Source organism: Campylobacter anatolicus, assembly GCF_018145655.1.
GTDB classification, from domain to species: domain Bacteria; phylum Campylobacterota; class Campylobacteria; order Campylobacterales; family Campylobacteraceae; genus Campylobacter_A; species Campylobacter_A anatolicus.
Genome location: NZ_JAGSSY010000005.1, coordinates 16,473 through 33,180 on the forward strand (window position 1 = coordinate 16,473; position 16,708 = coordinate 33,180).

Sequence of the window (16,708 nt, forward strand, 5' to 3'; positions counted from 1 at the left end):
ATGAGTGCAAGGCTGTGGGAAATTTATAGGACTGATTAGGGATGTGAAGTTGATTTAAAAAAGATGGTTAGAAAGTGGTTAAAATGAGAGTAAAAAAATGATAAAGTTTTAATCGCTATCATTTTAAATGCAAGATACTCTCATTTTTGATGTGTGGATACAAATAATATAAAAAGATAAATTTTACGTTAGAAATCAAAGCGAAAAACATAGTTTTTTAACTCACTTTGATTAAGCATAAAATGACTCTGATCTCAAAAGTGGTTTGACAGATTTGGGTTAAAAATGAGAAATTTTTTACAAAAAATGCAAGAAAGATTAGTTGGCAAGCACCTGAAATAGCATCGACCGCACTTAACTCAATGTATAATACTTTAATAAATTTAGATAGTCAAGAGGAAAAATTTCATAAAACTTTAAATAAAATGGAGCTAGATGTGCGGTATTTAAAAATAGCACTGAAAAGCTATCGATAAAAGCTAAGTGTGAATGTTATGCTAAATATGCTAATATTTAACTAATAAAAACAAGTTCTGTGCCAAATTATAAGACTTTAAATATCCATATCTCCGGCCAAAGCTTACATCACAAGTTAAGATAACACCCATTACGTGTTTAAGGTTTTGCTTTCTGTGGTCGTGATTACTAATAGCTACCTTGCAAAAAGCTCAAAAAACTAGAATGTTAAATTAAGCGTAAAAAGATAAGCAAGATATCGTGAGATAAATTTGGATATTTTGCAAAATTTTAATATTCTGCCATAAATTTAAATTTTTAAAATCATTCAAAGATACCCACTAGACAAGCCATTTTTATAAAAGCCCTACTTTCTTATCTTCGCCAAATGCCGAACTCAGCTCACGCTCGATCGTCGTTTTAAAATCATCATAAGTAAATATCGCATCATCTCTCACAGCAACTTTTAAAGCTGTGTTTTTAAGAGCTAAGACAATCTGTGCACCACTTAGGTTAAACTCCGCAAGTCTCTCAATACTGAAATTTTCATCAAAACTTGCACTCTCAGGCAAAATTTTACGCCATATAGCAAGGCGTTGTCTAAAGTCGGGTTTTTTAAACTCTATCTTATAATCAAATCTTCGAGAGAACGCACTATCAAGGCTTTGTAAAAAATTTGTAGTCGCTATCAAAACGCCCTCAAACCGCTCAATCTGTTCTAAAAAGATATTTTGCATCTGGTTATGCATCTTATCAGACCCACTGCTGCTTTCAACTCTTGTGCTTAAAAACTGATCGGCTTCATTTAGTAATAGCACTGGCTCACTCTTGCTTTTAGTGCAAATTTCTTTATATGTATCAAAAATTTTGCGAACATTTTGCTCACTCTCACCGACATATTTACTTAAAATTTTAGAGCAGTCAAAGCTTAATATCTGCTTTTTAAGGCTCTTTGCAAGACCCATCGCACTCATAGTTTTGCCAGTCCCGGCCTCACCGTAAAATATGATCTTAGCGTCTATTCCGCGACGAGACTTGATTCCCCAGCTACTTAAGCGAGATAAAACTTTTTTATCAACCTGTTTTAAAATTTGATCTAAAAGCTCCTTTGTATTATCGCTTAAAACAACGTCCTCAAGACTTGCGCTTGGCTCAATCAGCTCAAAAATTTCCTGCTCTTTAACAAGGCTTTCAAGCTTGATTTTTTTGCTCTCCTTTTCACTTTTTGGGTGCATTATGCTTTGCAAAATTTCCTCATTTATGAAAAAATTTCGGCTCACGTTTCCAAATGCATTTAGCACCTCATCGTAATCAATTAAGTTATTTTCAACAAGTCTCGCACCCTCTTCAAGCAGTGAGCGATTTTTAATACGCTCTATCTCATTATCACTAATAAGACTCATAAGGGCGTTTAGGTCTCTACCGCTCTCAAAGTCTCCTGCGTATTCCTCTTTTAAAAGGGCAAGAAATATTAGTTGCTCTTTATCATCTAGCGAGTTATCTTTAAAAATTTGTTCTATTTTTATGGTAATTTTGCTTAAATTCAGACGCTCTTTTATAAAACCTTCAAGCTCATTTATCTGCATTTTTAGACGTTTTTTAGCATCGTTGTTATCTCCTACAAACATAGAAAGCTTCGCGTAAAGCTCAATACGTAAAAACTGATCTTTTAGATACTGCAAGTGATCTTCGTATGGCGTTGGCTCATCAAGTTCAATACGTAAATTACCATCTTCTAAAATTTTAAGAAAAGATGATGAAAGTGCGATCTCTGCGTGAAGAAGTGAAAGTAGATTTATCTGATTTGACTTGCCACTATTGTCGCTACTCTTAAAAAGTCCATAACTTTGTGTAATCCAACCATAATCAAGCAAGGACTTCACATCTTTTAAATGCATCAGATATGCTCTATCTTTTGTACCAAATACTCCACAAAGTAGCTCATATGCACTTACACTTACTACTCCATCAACGTAAATCACACTTAGATGACGTAGGATTTTAGCCTCATCTTCACTACACTTTATAAGCTTATAAATTTTACTATTTTTGACATCGGCACTTAAAAAATCAAGTAAAAACTGCACTACAACGCACCCTTAACCTGCTCTTTAAGCACACGTTTTAGCACCTTACCAGTAGCATTTCGTGGTAATTCTTCGGCAAAATATATACTCTTTGGTAGCTTAAAATTTGCAAGATGCTGCTTTAGATAGCTACGCACATGCTTTTCATCTAAACTCATACCATCTTTAAGCTGGATAAACGCCACTACCTCTTCATCTGCGTGTTCATCTTTTACTCCTATGACTGCAGCAGCTTCTATCTCTTCTAGTCTATAAAGCACCTCTTCTATCTCACGTGGATAGACATTTATGCCTTTTGATATGATGAGGTCTTTTTTGCGATCCACGATATAGATAAATCCCTCGCTATCTACTCTGCCAAGATCGCCTGTTTTTAACCAGCCATTTATAATGGTCTCATCAGTTATACTTTTTAACCCCAAATACCCCTGCATAACGCAATCACCTTTGACAATAATCTCACCAATCTCGCCTAGTGGTAGCTCTATCATTTCATCATCTACTATCTTTACTTCATAGTCTTCAAACGGCTTACCAACGCTTAAAATTTTCTGCTTTTCAAATAAATTTGCCGATACGATCGGAGAGCATTCACTTAACCCATAGCCTTCAACTAGTTTTGCACGTGGAAATTTAACTCTAAAATCATCAATAGTTTGCTGGGCTAAAGGTGCCGCACCGCTGATAAATAGCCGAATACAGTTAAACCAGCGAAAATACCAAGGAATTTTAGCCTTGCCAATAGCAATGTAAATGGCTGGGATTCCTAAAAATATCGTAACTCGCTTTAAAAGTGTCTGTTTTAAGACATTTGAAAATGGAAAGACTGACTTTACGAGCACCATAGATGCACCAACAAACATCGGTAAAAGCACCATCGCCACAAGTGTGAAGCTATGAAACATCGGTAAAAATACGATGAATCTATCCTTTTGTCTAACGTGAAATCTATCATTTGCACCTTGCAAATTTGAAAATATATTTTTATAGCTTATCATCGCACCCTTTGGTTTGCCAGTTGTGCCTGATGTGTAGATAATATGCACTAAATCGTTTATGGTTGGCTGTTTATCGATATTTAATGGATAGTTGTGAGAAAGCATATCTGTAAAATTTATATTTCTATCATCAACGCCATTTAGATCAAAATATCTATTTTCCATTCCGTCTAAATATCCATCACCCAAATAGACACTCTCGCCACCATTATATTGTGAAATTTCATCTTTAGCACCAGTATTTTTTGGACGCAAACTCTGCGGTATTTTGCCTATCCAAATGAGCTTTTTAAGATCCTTAAGCCTATTTAAATCTAAAAGCTCCTTTGCGAGCGAACTTGAAGCGATGAGAACCTGAGCTTTGCTATCGTTTATGATATACTCAATCTCCTCTGATTTTAAAAAAGTATTCATCGGCACAGCGACCGCACCGATAGCGGTTATAGCTAGATATGCAGTTATAAATTCTTGAGAATTTGCCACACACATACCAACGCGATCGCCAAATTTCACGCCAATAGCTTGCAGATATGCAGCGGCTTTATCTACATCGTGCTTTAGCTTGGAATAACGTATCTTATCTTTATCATAAAAGATGGCGACGCTACTTGAATATTTTTGAGATATTTGAGTTAAGAGTTCATAAAGATTTTGGTATGTGTATTGCATTTTCTGACCTAAAATTTATATTTTATGCTTGTTGCTACGATCTGTATCGATGCACGATCAAATTCACCATTCATAGTCTGCACAGACCTAGCATATCCACTTGGCACAGAGGTTGCACGTTTAGCATCTCTTCTTTGATACAAATAACCAAGTGCTATCTCTAAATTTGGTGAAATTTGATAGTTTAAACCAGTAGAATACGCACGTGATTTGGTGTTTGGCAGATCAAGACTAGTGTTATATGAATCGTATGAAGCATCTTCATCGTATGTAAACCCTAGCATCAAGCGAAGTTTATCAGTCACTTCATATGCCAAACCAACACGGTAAGTGCTAGTATCTTGATATTTACGATTCGTTGCTTTATCCATAAATCCTACAAATAAAGGGTTAGTTAATTGAGCATTTGTAGCGTTTGGATAGTCAAAGTCATATCCTTTAAATTTAGACCAGTAAGTTCGCTCATATGCCAAAAGTAGCGTTAAGTCATTAAATTTATAACCCGCAGCAAGGACAAGTTGAGCCGGTAATGGTATCTCTACATTTGCTGCACCACTGTAGTTTGCCCTTGGATCTATAAACGTCCCAGTCGCGTCACCTTTTATACTCAGATCAACTTTTGAACGATAAGTTGCAGCTAGACTTAAATTTTCTATCGGTCGATATGTTAAAGCGACGTTATATCCGTAGTCTATGCTATCACCTTCAAGTTCACGTTTGCCAACTATACCATAGTCATTTGCAACTCTACCTTTACTATAAACAGCTCTTGCACCAGCGGCAATGGCGAAGTTATCGCTTACGCGGTATGCAATAGTCGGGTTTAGCTCTATAACTTTTAGCTTAAATCTATGAGCACTAAATGCTGCTTCTTTATCGTCCCAGCCTATACCAACACCAGCGGGAACAGCAAGAGCGAGACCAAATCGCCAATTTTCATAATACTCTGGAGAGACAAAGCTAAAAGTCGAAGCCAGAGTGTCAAAGTTGTTTGAATTATAGACACTCCCATCATCTTTTTTATACCCAACACTATCTATATGAAACCAACCCAAAGTCCCCTCAACATAGTGCCCACTATGGTCTAAAAACATCATATTAGCTGGGTTGTAATACGCAGCATCTGCCCCAAAACTCATCGCCACATTGCTAGCTAGAAGTGCAACAGAGTCAGCACTTTGTTCAGGCACCTTATATCCACTCGCATTTAGTAGCGAACATACTGTCGCTAAGCCGAGAATAACTTTTTTATTCACCATACTCCTTTTGAAAAATTTCTTAAAATTTCTATCTCGTCTTTCCATATACTCTCATCTATCGTCTCAAGCACAAGGGGTATATCATTTATACGTTCATCTCTCATAATGCACTCAAACGCTCCAAGTCCTAGATACCCCTTGCCAAGGCTCTCATGGCGATCTTTTTTGCAACCGATATCAAATTTACTGTCGTTTAGATGCATAGCACTCAAAAACTCATACCCAACTATCCTATCAAACTCACTCATCGTCTTTTTATACGCATCAGGTCGCAAGTCATATCCTGCGGCAAATGCATGGCAAGTATCGATACAAACGCCAACACGATTCTTATCGCTCACTCGCTCTATCAGATAAGCTAAATGCTCAAATTTATAGCCCAAATTTGAGCCTTGTCCTGCAGTATTTTCTATCACAAGTTTCACACCATTTGTACATTTGATAGCTTCATTCATACACTGAGCTATCAAATCTAGACACTCTTTTTCGCTTATCTCATTTAGATGTGAGCCTGGATGAAAATTTAAAAGTTCAAGACCAAGCTGACTAACGCGTTTTATCTCATCGACAAATGCGTTAAAACTCTGCTCTCTTTTTACATCATCAAAATGCCCTAAATTTATAAGATAACTATCGTGCGGCAAGATATATTTTGGCTCGATACCGACGGCTTTACAGTTTTTCTTAAAGTCTTGTATATTTTTAGCTTCAAGCGGTTTTGCACTCCATTGACGCTGGTTTTTAACAAAAAGTGCAAATGCGTTTGCACCGATATTTGCAGCATTTAACGGAGCGTTCTCCACACCACCACTTGCACTTACGTGTGCACCTATAAATTTCATTTTAGCTCTTTGATTATGATTTTTATATTTTTTGTGGTATCGATAAATTTAATATTATTTCCACAAACTTCGTATTTTATAAAATTTTTACTTATATTTTGCGTAAAACCACAATCACTTTTTGTAAAATTTACTCCATTATAAATTTTGTTACGTGTTAAAATATCTTCAAAAAATGCGTCATAATGCTCGTTTAGAAAGAACTTTTTATTAAATTCTATTTTCTCAAAACAAGCACGATTTATACAAATTTGATCATCGATTTTGATATTTGCGGTATTGATTGCAGAACTATAAATTTGTAAATTTATATTATTTTTATAGTGATGTATAAAGCCAACATCATTTATCTTTATCATTGGAGATATGATAGTAATAGCAAAAGTTTGCGATGAAATCGGTGGTTGCTTTTCAAAACAGCCACTAAAAATAATTGTAAAAATAGTAAATAACAAAAAATTTATAATTTTTTTTATCAAAAATATCCTTTTTTATATTTTTTTAAGTAAATCAAAGGTATAATCCAGAACTTCTTTAATTTAAACAAAGTGGCCCATTCGTCTAGCGGTTAGGACATCGCCCTTTCACGGCGGTAACACGAGTTCGAGTCTCGTATGGGTCACCAAATACTATTTTAAATTCATCGCCTTAGGCTTACCTAGTAAAAATCCTTGTGCAAACTGAATATCAAATTTTCTAATCTGTTCTAAAATTTCATCTGAACTAACAAATTCCGCGACAATCTTATAACCTTGCTTTTTAGCAAAATTTACTATTGTTTCGACTAAAACGCGTGTGTTTTGATCGTATGGTAGCTTTTTGATGATTGAGCCATCGATCTTGATATTATCTATATCAAGCTCTAAAATTCGGTAATAGTTTGAATATCCTGAACCAAAATCATCAATAGAGATTTTACATCCATAGCCTTTTACATATTTGATAAAGGAATTTATAATCTCATAATTACTCATCTCTTCACTCTCAAGCATCTCAAAACATATATGTTCTGGCTTAGAGCAAAGCGTTAGTTTCTCTTCTAAAAGCTTACGCACTGAGATGTCTGCAATGTCTGAGCTAGATAAATTTATAGAAAATGTATAGTCTGGATAACGCTCGACCAAGTTAAATGCGTGAGATATAACCTTTTTAGTTATCTGTACGTAAAGCTGCGTTCTCATAGCAACATCGAGAAATTCCCCAGGATAATGTATCTTACCGCTTTGATCGATGATACGCACCAAAATTTCATAAAATTTAGCCTCTTTTTCACGACTAGCCATATCAAATATTCCTTGACATTCGACTACAACGCGATCATTTTCTAAGGCATATTCAATGAGCTGAGTTATCATCTGGTTTTTGTGATACTGCATTTCAATGGCATCGTTTTCTTGATAGTAATAAATTTCTTTATTGCTATCATAAGCTTGCTGATTTGCCAAAACTGATTGCATTAATCTATTTGTCTGTATCGTATCATTAGGTAAAGAAACCCCTATGACGATCTTTGGTGCAGGCAAACTCTCGACCTTATCATCGACATATATTTCTATCTCGTTGAAATTAAAATACTCCTTTATATATACTATATCACGCACGATATTATCTCCGTGATACCATATGTAAAATGCATCATCTTGAAATCTAAAAAGCTCAGCATTGATCTCTGATGTATCTACGCAAAGTTTTAAAGTATTTGAAAATGACTTTATCATCGCATCAATAATCTTTGTCTTATAAAAAAATCTTAATGTGCGGAAGTTTTTAATACTTATACAAATAAGCATTCCGTCTTTGTGCTGCTCAAGCCTCTCTGTCAAAGCAAAGTAGTTACCAAAGCCGGTTAGTTTATCTATAAGCGATTGTGCTTTTATCTGATCGTTTTTTATAGCTAGTTCGTTTAGCATATTTGTCTCAAGCGTCCTATCAAGCTTTGTCGAAACAAATCCTTGTAGCTTATCTCCATAAAAAAATGGTAAAAATTTTACTTTTTCGTGGATATAACTGCCGTCCTTTGCTCTGCTAATTAGATTATCGCACTCCCAGCTTGTTTCGTTTGCTATTGCATTTCGTATGCCGTTATAAAAATCTTCTGAATGAATATATGATTTTAAAATATGCGGATTTTTACCTACGATCTCATAAAATTTATATCCAGATATTCGCTCAAAAGTTTTATTTACGTAAGTTATCCTGTTTTTTGCATTTGATATTACGATAGAGCTATGATCGTTATCTATAACGGTCTTAAACATATTTACATCACGCAATAACGCTACGCCTTTTTTGGTCTGATAAAATATAAATGCTATAAGCATACAAAGCAATACAAATGACAATACTTGCATAAGCTTAAATCTAATTAACACATCTTGGTATTGCTTAAAATACACATGCTTAATATCATCGATAACTTTCCCAGCGTTTAAAGCATTATTTTGCTGATATATGTTGTTAAGTGCTATTAAAGAATTAGTCGCATAGCTTACTTTTTTAAGTATATTTATCTCATTGGTGCCACTTATATTAGCTGATAAATTTTGTATATCGTACTCGATATCGTTTATAATATCTATATTAAAAGATCTAATATTTTTTAATTTTAACAAAATCACTTGAAATTTTTTCAGCTTTGGGTCAGTTTTTAGCTCATATTCGCTTGATAATATAAATGAAGATATCCCAGCATTGATAGAGTTTGACATATCAACAAGATTACGTTTTTGATCATAAATTTTAGCCAAAGCATTTATCTTATCGGCATTTCCATATAGATTATCTATCGAGCCATCTTTGTCCATTATGGAAAGTTTTGTTAAATTTTTATCAAAATTTGCTAAATCATAATTTAAAATATCATAATTTGACGTCATAATACTATTTTGCATATTAAAATTTATAGTGTCGTTTAGCAGTCTTAGATCAACGATAGTGTTAACTATATCATTATTTATATCAACAACCCTGTTTATCTTATAAATAAAAAACGCACAGATAGTAAAAGCCACAGATAGTATAAATGATAAAAATTTAATCTTTTTGAGATCCATTGATTATCCTTGGCGGTTCACCATTTAAAGAGCCTAAAAAGTTATAAAGCAACTCAATCTCCTTATCGCTTAGCTTATGCATAAGCTGACTTTCAGATATATCAAGCAAAGCATCTTTTAATGAAGCCACACTACCGTCGTTTAAGTATGGGGCAGTTCTTAAAATATTTCTAAGAGATTGAGCACGACGAAGTTTGCTTTTGTTAAAATATCCTTCGCTATCAATGCCCGATAAAATGTCTTTTGAAAAAGTTAGAGTTTGCATTAGATTAGCACCCAAATTTTTACCATTATGACAAGCGATGCAACCAAGCTCATTAAATAGCTCATATCCAGCTTTTTGATCACTATCAAGGGCATTTTCATCACCGAGTAAATACCTATCAAATGGCGAATTTACGGTAGCTATTGCCTTTTCAAACTGCACAAATGCATCAACGATATTTTTATAGCTTACTCCATCATCGTAAGCTTTTTTAAATAAAATTTTATACTCTTCTATGCTACTAATTATAGCGACGATTTTGGACTCATCTGAGTTTAGCTCTTTTTGCGATCTTATCGACTCTTCTACTTGATCGTAAATATCTCTTATGTGTCCATCTGAATAAAATATGTAATTTAAAGCCGCATTAAGCACACTTGGCGGATTTAAAGTGTTGGTGCTGTTAAGTTTTTTATTTGTTCCGCTAAAATCCCAGTAAAGACTATGACAAGTTTCACACGAATAATTCGCATTTTTACTTAATCGTTTATCAAAAAATAACTTCTTGCCTATAAGTGCTCTTTGCTCATTATATTCAACTGCCACAACTGGCGTAAATGACGAATTTACAGCAAAAGTAGCAATAGCAAAAATAGTTAAAAACACAAGTGCTCTCATACGCTCTCCATAATTTCAAACTCTTATTATACCTTAAAATACCAAAAGGCTCATTAAAGAGTTAATTTTCTCATCTACAAAGCCGTCTTTACAAAGTGGTTTTAGCATATTAGCAATCTCTTTTTTGTCAAATTTTAAGCCATTTATCTCTAAATGCCAACAGATATTTTCTAGTGCTTCATCGTAGCTACGTCTGGCTTTACGTATTTCACTCATATATTTTAGCTCAAATTTCACACCCCTTTTTTCCAGCCACATTTGCAAACTATCCGATACCATAAAATCACCCGCACGTCTGCCAAATTTAATAAAAAATGGCTCAAGCAGATCACTCGTGCGTGGCTCTCTCCATCCAAGATAAATTTTAACTTTTGCCAAAGTATCAAATCGCTCAAAATCTGCTACACTCTGTATCGCTGGGCTCATCGTAGTTATGGCTATATCATAAGTTTGTGTCTGTCTAAACTCACTCCAGGCAGCGTTTTGTATAGTATAGTTTTTAATACTAAATTTATTCGCATCTTTACATAAAATTTCAAGCATACCGATTGAGCTATCCACTCCTGTGATATGGTTGCATTTTTGAGCGATATTTAGTGTATAAACACCTGTTCCACAGCCTATATCTATGACATTTTTACCATTAAAATCTACACCAAATTCATCTAAACTTTTAAAAAAATCTCGTTGAAATCTGCTCGTTGTGCCATCAAATCTCTGATACTTATCTGCCTTTTTATCCCAGATATTTTGCTTACTTTTATGCCACTGCACACTTGCTCCTTAAGTTTTAGCATAATTTTAGCAAAAAAGAATATAAATTTGAAAGATTTTAGTTACAAAACCAAAGCCTCACCTCAAGCTATCGATACACACGGACATATGAATAACATATATTATTTTATATTTATGTAAGAGCCCCATTTTAAACACTTAGCTAGTGTCGATAATATTTTAGATAAAAGTTTAAACACAATGAAAGTTGGTTAATATGCACCAATGAAGTCCGCTATATCAACCCTATAAAGTTTGGTTATGAGATAGAAATTTATACCTATATAGGCTGAAAGCAAGACAATATCGCTTAAATTTTTTGAGATTGAAAAGATAATAAAATTTTTGCTCGTGATAGTACAAATTTTATATATTTTGATCCGATTTCACAATGTTTCAAAGCGATACTTGATTAGATTTTAGCTCTTTATGAGTGATCGCACTCTTCACAAATTCCCTTTATCACGGCACTTTTGACGATCTTTGCTTGTGGTAATATCGGCACTTCGATATTTGTTATCTTATGGCACACATCACAGATAAAATATGCTTTAGCTCCATCGGCAAACTCATAATAGCTTTTATGATTATTTTCTGTTCTTACGATCAATCCTTGCTCTTCTAGTAGCTCCATCGTGCGATATATCGTAGTTTTGTTAGCCTTTAAGCTTTGTAAAATTTCATCGTAGCTAAGTGGGATTTGGCTTTCATTTAGAGCCTTTACTATCTGGACTCTAAGCGTCGTAGGCCTGATATTGTGCTCACTTAAGAAATTTTGTATATCCACATTTTGCTCCTTTGATTTTTGCTATATTACGCTAAAAATTTTAAAAATAATTTAAAATTTTGAAATTTTTTGATACAATTTAAAAATTTATCAGCCTTTAAGTTGCAACTTAGTTGCTTTTTGCTAAACTTTGCGGATTATCTACAAGGAGTAAAAATGAGAAAGATTTTCACTTTGTTAGTTTTAGGTACAGCATTAGCATTTGCTAAACCTATCGTAACCGCAAGTATTTTGCCTACAAAATATTTCATCGAACAAATCGCTGGTAACACACTCGAAGTTAATGTAATGGTTGGTACCGGTGCAGATCCGCACACATACGAGCCAAAGCCAAAACAGATGAAAGATCTGGAGGTTAGTAAGCTTTATTTTGCCGTTGGTATCGAATTTGAAGATACTTGGTTAGAGCGTTTTAGTAAAGCTTATAAAAATTTAAAGATTATCAAAACTGATGACGGTATCGAAAAGATCGCAATGAGCGATGAGCATGATCACGAGCACCACGATCATAAAGGCGATATACACCACGACCACGATGAAGAAGGGCACGATCACGGACATCATCACCATCATCACGGCGGGCTTGATCCACATATCTGGCTTGATCCTATACTAGTTAAAACTCAAGCACAAAATATCGCAAATGCACTTATAGCCGAGTTTCCTCAAAATGCTAAAATTTACGAGCAAAATTTAGTTAAATTTAATGCAAAGCTTGATGAGCTAGATAAATTTATAGCCGATAAACTAGCAAATGTGAAAAGTCGTGAATTTATCGTATATCACCCATCTTGGGGCTACTTCTCAAAACGATATAACTTAGAACAAATCGCCATCGAAGTAGAGGGTAAAGAGCCTAAACCAGCTCAAATCGCCGAACTCATCGAAGAGGCAAAAGAGCATAACGTAAAAGTTATCTTTGTAGCTCCGCAATTCTCACAAAAATCCGCTAAACTTATCGCAGCTCAAGCTGGAGCAAAAGTTAGTGAGCTTGATCAGTTGCCACTTGATTGGTATAACGAGATGAAAAAAACGGCTGAGATATTAGCCCAAAGTCTTTAATATATGCCTATGCGTGTCCTTTTGTTCTTGGCTTTTTCGCTTAGTGCATTTGGATGCGCTCTTTGTAGCCTTTATAGCCCAACTGCACACGTAAATACCGAGTTTATCACTCAAAATGACAAGATCAAAACGATAAAGTTTACTTGGAGTTTTTCTGAAAATTTCTCAAATTTAATGAGACAAAATTTTGACATAAACTCCGATGGTTCAATGGAAAAAAATGAGCTTCGCGAGATTAGGTTAAATCTACTTAACTATCTTGTTCCACGCCACTATCTAACGCAAATCGAGCACTTTTACAAAGATGAGAATACGACTAAAATTGAGCTAAATCTCGATCATTATAAGCTCTATTTTGATAACGAAAGGCTAAAATTTGATGTAGCATTTGATGCAGATATAGCCGTGCGAGATGGCGAAGTGATATCGATTGAAATATATGATGAGGGGCAATATTTTCATTTTAAGTTTGAAAACGAAAAGGCTTTAAAGCTAAATGATAAAATTTATGCCGTACCAAATGTAAATTCAAATATTATTTTTTACACGATGGCAGATACAAAAACCGCAAAAGAATACGACAAAAAGCCACGTCTTAGCGACATTGCTAAACAAGATAGACAAACACAATCGTCGCATGAATATTCAGAGATAGACCGCATAGATGAGATGAAATTTGACTCTATTTCAAATGCAAGTGCTTTGTCTTTATATCGTTTAAAAGAAATTTTAAAGCAAAACTTGGCTGAATTTGACGGTGTTTCGTTTGTATTTTTGCTTATCATCTCTTTTATCTACGGCTTTTTACACGCAGCTGGAGCCGGACATGGTAAGGCTTTAACAGCCGCATATTTTGCATCTACTGGTGGTAGCTACACAAAGGCTGCGTTTTTTTCACTTAAGATTGGTTTTATGCATGTTATAGGTGCATTTTTGTTTGTTTGTATTATGTTTTTTACACTCTCGCAAGTAAGTGCAAATTTTACCAAAAATGCTACACAAATAACAACTACAATATCAGCTTTTATCATTATCATCATTTGCATTTATCTAACTTACAATAAATTTAAACTCTATCATAAACTTGCAAAATCGTCGCAAAAATCACATATGAATTTAAATAGTTTAAAATTTCAAGTAGCTTTGCAAAACACTCACAAAAGCGTTATTTTTGCCACTAACCATCATATCAAAGATTGCACTTGCTCTGCTTGTGTGGCTATAGAAAATTTAAGCAAACCTAAAAAAAGCTACGCCGAGTGGCTCATCGCAGCCTGCGTAGCACTCATCCCCTGTCCTGGCACGATACTAATTTTCGTTCTAGCTCACGAGGTTGGAAGCTATTTTGCTGGATTTTTAAGTGGAATTTTTATGGCATTTGGTATGAGTGCGGTGATATTTATCGCAGCAATATTTGGTGCAAAGATTAATCAAAATGGTTTTTCGAGACTAAATAAATTTAAAATTTATGCTGAATTTATGGCATTGTTTGTTATGTTTATAGTTGGCATTTTTATGATATATATTAGCACGACGCAGGTGAGTGTATTTTGAAACATACGATAGAAATAACCGATGTCAACTTTGGTTATGACAAACAGTTGGCATTAGAAAATATAAATTTGACATATGATAGCAAAGACTTTTTAGCCATCATCGGTCCAAATGGCGGTGGTAAAAGCACACTTTTAAAGCTCATGCTTGGACTTTTAACACCGCAAAGTGGCGATATAAGGTTATTTGGCAAAAAACCACAAGATGTGAGTAAATTTATCGGTTACGTGCCACAAAACTGCTTGGCAAATCAAAGCTTTCCTATGCGTGTTATCGAAGTCGTTTTAATGGGACTAATAGATAAAAAAATGTTTGGCTTTTACTCAAAGGCCGAGTGTGAGATCGCGATGAGATCGCTTGAAAAGGTCGGTATGGCTCATCTTAGCAATCAGCGTATCGGTGAGCTAAGTGGCGGCCAAAGACAACGCGTATATATCGCTAGAGCTCTTTGTGCGAATGCAAAAATTTTAATGCTCGATGAACCAACTGCAAGTATAGACGCAAGAGGTCAGGCTGAAATTTATACCATACTAAAACAGATAAATGCCCAAGGTATCGGCATAGTGCTAATAAGTCACGATATAAATATAGCGTTAAATTTTGCGACAAAAGTAGCTTATGTAAGTAAAAATTTGCACTTTCACGATATATCGCCACAGACAACAAAGCAAGATTTTATAATGCATTTAGCACATAGACATAGCCATTTTTGTGATGTTGAGATAGCACTTGGTGAGTGTGAGTGCAACAACAAAAATGTGGAACAAGCACAAGCAGATAGGCTTTTAACGATATATGGCACAAAAGATAAAAGAGATTTAAAAGAGACTATATGGTGGAGATCTTAAACTTAAATTTTATGCAAAATGCCCTTCTTGCTGGGCTATTAGTTAGTATCGTATGCGGACTTATCGGTTCGCTAGTGGTGATAAATCGCATGACATTTATCGCTGGCGGTATAGCACACGGAGCATATGGTGGCATCGGACTTGCCTTTTTTCTTTCCCTTGACCCACTTTTGGGAGCTGGGCTATTTTCACTATTTTTAGCTATTCTCATCGCGACAATCACACTAAATGACAAGACAAAGATCGATTCTGTTATAGGTGCCATTTGGGCTTTTGGTATGGCGATCGGTATCATATTTATCGACCTTACGCCCGGATATAGAGCGGATCTTATGAGCTATCTTTTTGGTTCGATTTTAGCCGTTAGTGATGCAGATCTTGTTTTTATTGGTATTATAGATGTAATATTTTTGCTTATAATATCTCTATTTTATCGTCAGTTTGTAGCGATTAGCTTTGACAGTGAATTTGCAAAGCTTAGAAGTGTCAATACTACTCTTTTTTACTACATTTTAGTCTGTATGATGGCACTTTGTGTGGTTGCGACGATCCGCGTCGTAGGGCTTATACTTGTTATTGCTTTGCTGACGATACCGCCATATATAGCACAAATCTTTGCAAAAAGACTAGGCTCGATGATGGCTATATCAACGATATTTTCAGTTATTTTTTGTATCGCTGGTCTGACACTTAGTTTTTGTTTCAATCTAACAAGCGGTGCGAGTATCATACTCATCGCATCGCTTTGTTTTTTTGGATTTTGTTTTAAATTTAAGAGTTTAAGAAGTTAAAATTTAACCGATATGCCACCGATAGCGATCTCGCCTTCGCCACTTTCACCACTGCTACCACTAGCATTTGTGTATTGGAATTTTGACTTTATTATACGATCTACGCTACTAGTGGAAAGGACTTTTACGCATATAGTATCACCGCTATTATCTCCGCCACTGACCTTTAAAAATGCTGGTTTATTTGTCGAAACATCAAAGTCTTTTAGCTCAATCTTTATGCATTTTTTACCGGCTGAAGCTATTACGCCTGACTTACCATCACTTGAACTATCGACTAGCTGAACATTTGTCATCTGCTCAAGTTTGCCAAGCTGCCCCTGAGATGTATAATAAACTCCGACATCGCCAATGAGTGTTGTTAAATTTGTAGCTGCTTTTGCCACTTCTGCATCATCTCTAGTTGCGGCTAACCGAGGTATAGCAACAGTTGCTAATATACCTAATATAACAATCACAAAAATAAGCTCTATCATCGTAAAGCCTTTTCTCATACAAACTCCTTGGGTTAATTTTTAGGCGATTATAATAAATATGAAATAAATTTAAGATTATTTTATGTTTGCTCGATCTTAATTTAATAATTTATTTTTATTAAAAGTTACAATCTTACTCATAAATATGCTTACTATATTAAAAGTATAA

The 16,708-nt window shown here is 34.8% G+C and carries 14 protein-coding genes and 1 tRNA gene; 5 read left to right on the forward strand and 10 right to left on the reverse strand.

Annotated features, from left to right (window positions below; all coding sequences use genetic code 11):
* Positions 1 to 812: 812 nt before the first annotated feature.
* Genes KDE13_RS07995 through KDE13_RS08015 form a run of 5 tightly spaced genes read right to left on the reverse strand, consistent with a single transcriptional unit; the run spans position 813 to position 6,790 of the window.
* Complete coding sequence (locus tag KDE13_RS07995; RefSeq protein ID WP_212143442.1) at positions 813 to 2,543, reverse strand: ATP-binding protein; 1,731 nt, start codon at positions 2,541 to 2,543, stop codon at positions 813 to 815.
* Positions 2,543 to 4,210: a fatty acid--CoA ligase gene (locus tag KDE13_RS08000; RefSeq protein WP_212139631.1), complete on the reverse strand. Its 1,668-nt coding sequence runs from the start codon at positions 4,208 to 4,210 to the stop codon at positions 2,543 to 2,545. Before KDE13_RS08000 ends, KDE13_RS07995 begins: the two co-directional genes overlap by 1 nt.
* 8 nt (positions 4,211 to 4,218) lie before the next feature.
* On the reverse strand, positions 4,219 to 5,466 hold the full coding sequence (locus KDE13_RS08005) for an OmpP1/FadL family transporter (protein WP_212139632.1): 1,248 nt from the start codon (positions 5,464 to 5,466) through the stop codon (positions 4,219 to 4,221).
* A complete protein-coding gene (nfo, locus tag KDE13_RS08010; RefSeq protein WP_212143444.1) occupies positions 5,463 to 6,311 on the reverse strand; it encodes a deoxyribonuclease IV in 849 nt (282 codons plus the stop codon). The genes KDE13_RS08005 and nfo overlap by 4 nt, the downstream gene beginning before the upstream one ends.
* A complete protein-coding gene (locus KDE13_RS08015; RefSeq protein ID WP_229203745.1) occupies positions 6,308 to 6,790 on the reverse strand; it encodes a hypothetical protein in 483 nt (160 codons plus the stop codon). Before KDE13_RS08015 ends, nfo begins: the two co-directional genes overlap by 4 nt.
* 71 nt (positions 6,791 to 6,861) lie before the next feature.
* Here KDE13_RS08015 and KDE13_RS08020 point away from each other — a divergent pair.
* A tRNA-Glu gene (locus KDE13_RS08020) sits at positions 6,862 to 6,936 on the forward strand.
* A gap of 4 nt (positions 6,937 to 6,940) precedes the next feature.
* On the opposite strand, the gene KDE13_RS08025 is transcribed toward KDE13_RS08020, so the two are convergent.
* From KDE13_RS08025 to KDE13_RS08040, 4 genes are all read right to left on the reverse strand, one after another.
* Positions 6,941 to 9,364: an EAL domain-containing protein gene (locus tag KDE13_RS08025; protein WP_212143446.1), complete on the reverse strand. Its 2,424-nt coding sequence runs from the start codon at positions 9,362 to 9,364 to the stop codon at positions 6,941 to 6,943.
* On the reverse strand, positions 9,345 to 10,247 hold the full coding sequence (locus KDE13_RS08030) for a cytochrome-c peroxidase (protein ID WP_212139635.1): 903 nt from the start codon (positions 10,245 to 10,247) through the stop codon (positions 9,345 to 9,347). The genes KDE13_RS08025 and KDE13_RS08030 overlap by 20 nt, the downstream gene beginning before the upstream one ends.
* Before the next feature lie 33 nt (positions 10,248 to 10,280).
* Positions 10,281 to 11,021, reverse strand: a complete 741-nt coding sequence (locus KDE13_RS08035) for a class I SAM-dependent methyltransferase (protein ID WP_212143448.1) — start codon at positions 11,019 to 11,021, stop codon at positions 10,281 to 10,283.
* 427 nt (positions 11,022 to 11,448) lie between these two features.
* Entirely contained in the window at positions 11,449 to 11,808 is a 360-nt protein-coding gene (locus KDE13_RS08040; protein ID WP_212139637.1) for a Fur family transcriptional regulator, read from the reverse strand.
* Positions 11,809 to 11,964: 156 nt separating this feature from the next.
* Here KDE13_RS08040 and KDE13_RS08045 point away from each other — a divergent pair, with 156 nt between their 5' ends.
* From KDE13_RS08045 to KDE13_RS08060, 4 genes are read left to right on the forward strand one after another with little or no spacing between them, the layout of a single operon-like run.
* Entirely contained in the window at positions 11,965 to 12,870 is a 906-nt protein-coding gene (locus KDE13_RS08045; RefSeq protein WP_212143450.1) for a metal ABC transporter solute-binding protein, Zn/Mn family, read from the forward strand.
* 3 nt (positions 12,871 to 12,873) lie between these two features.
* On the forward strand, positions 12,874 to 14,424 hold the full coding sequence (locus KDE13_RS08050; RefSeq protein ID WP_212143451.1) for a HoxN/HupN/NixA family nickel/cobalt transporter: 1,551 nt from the start codon (positions 12,874 to 12,876) through the stop codon (positions 14,422 to 14,424).
* The gene (locus tag KDE13_RS08055; protein WP_212143453.1) at positions 14,421 to 15,272 is read left to right on the forward strand and encodes a metal ABC transporter ATP-binding protein; all 852 of its coding nucleotides are present in this window, start codon (positions 14,421 to 14,423) and stop codon (positions 15,270 to 15,272) included. Before KDE13_RS08050 ends, KDE13_RS08055 begins: the two co-directional genes overlap by 4 nt.
* Complete coding sequence (locus KDE13_RS08060) at positions 15,257 to 16,063, forward strand: metal ABC transporter permease (RefSeq protein ID WP_212143455.1); 807 nt, start codon at positions 15,257 to 15,259, stop codon at positions 16,061 to 16,063. Before KDE13_RS08055 ends, KDE13_RS08060 begins: the two co-directional genes overlap by 16 nt.
* Here the strand turns inward: KDE13_RS08060 and KDE13_RS08065 are convergent.
* A complete protein-coding gene (locus KDE13_RS08065; RefSeq protein ID WP_212142369.1) occupies positions 16,060 to 16,557 on the reverse strand; it encodes a type II secretion system protein in 498 nt (165 codons plus the stop codon). The genes KDE13_RS08060 and KDE13_RS08065 overlap by 4 nt on opposite strands.
* Positions 16,558 to 16,708: the final 151 nt, after the last annotated feature.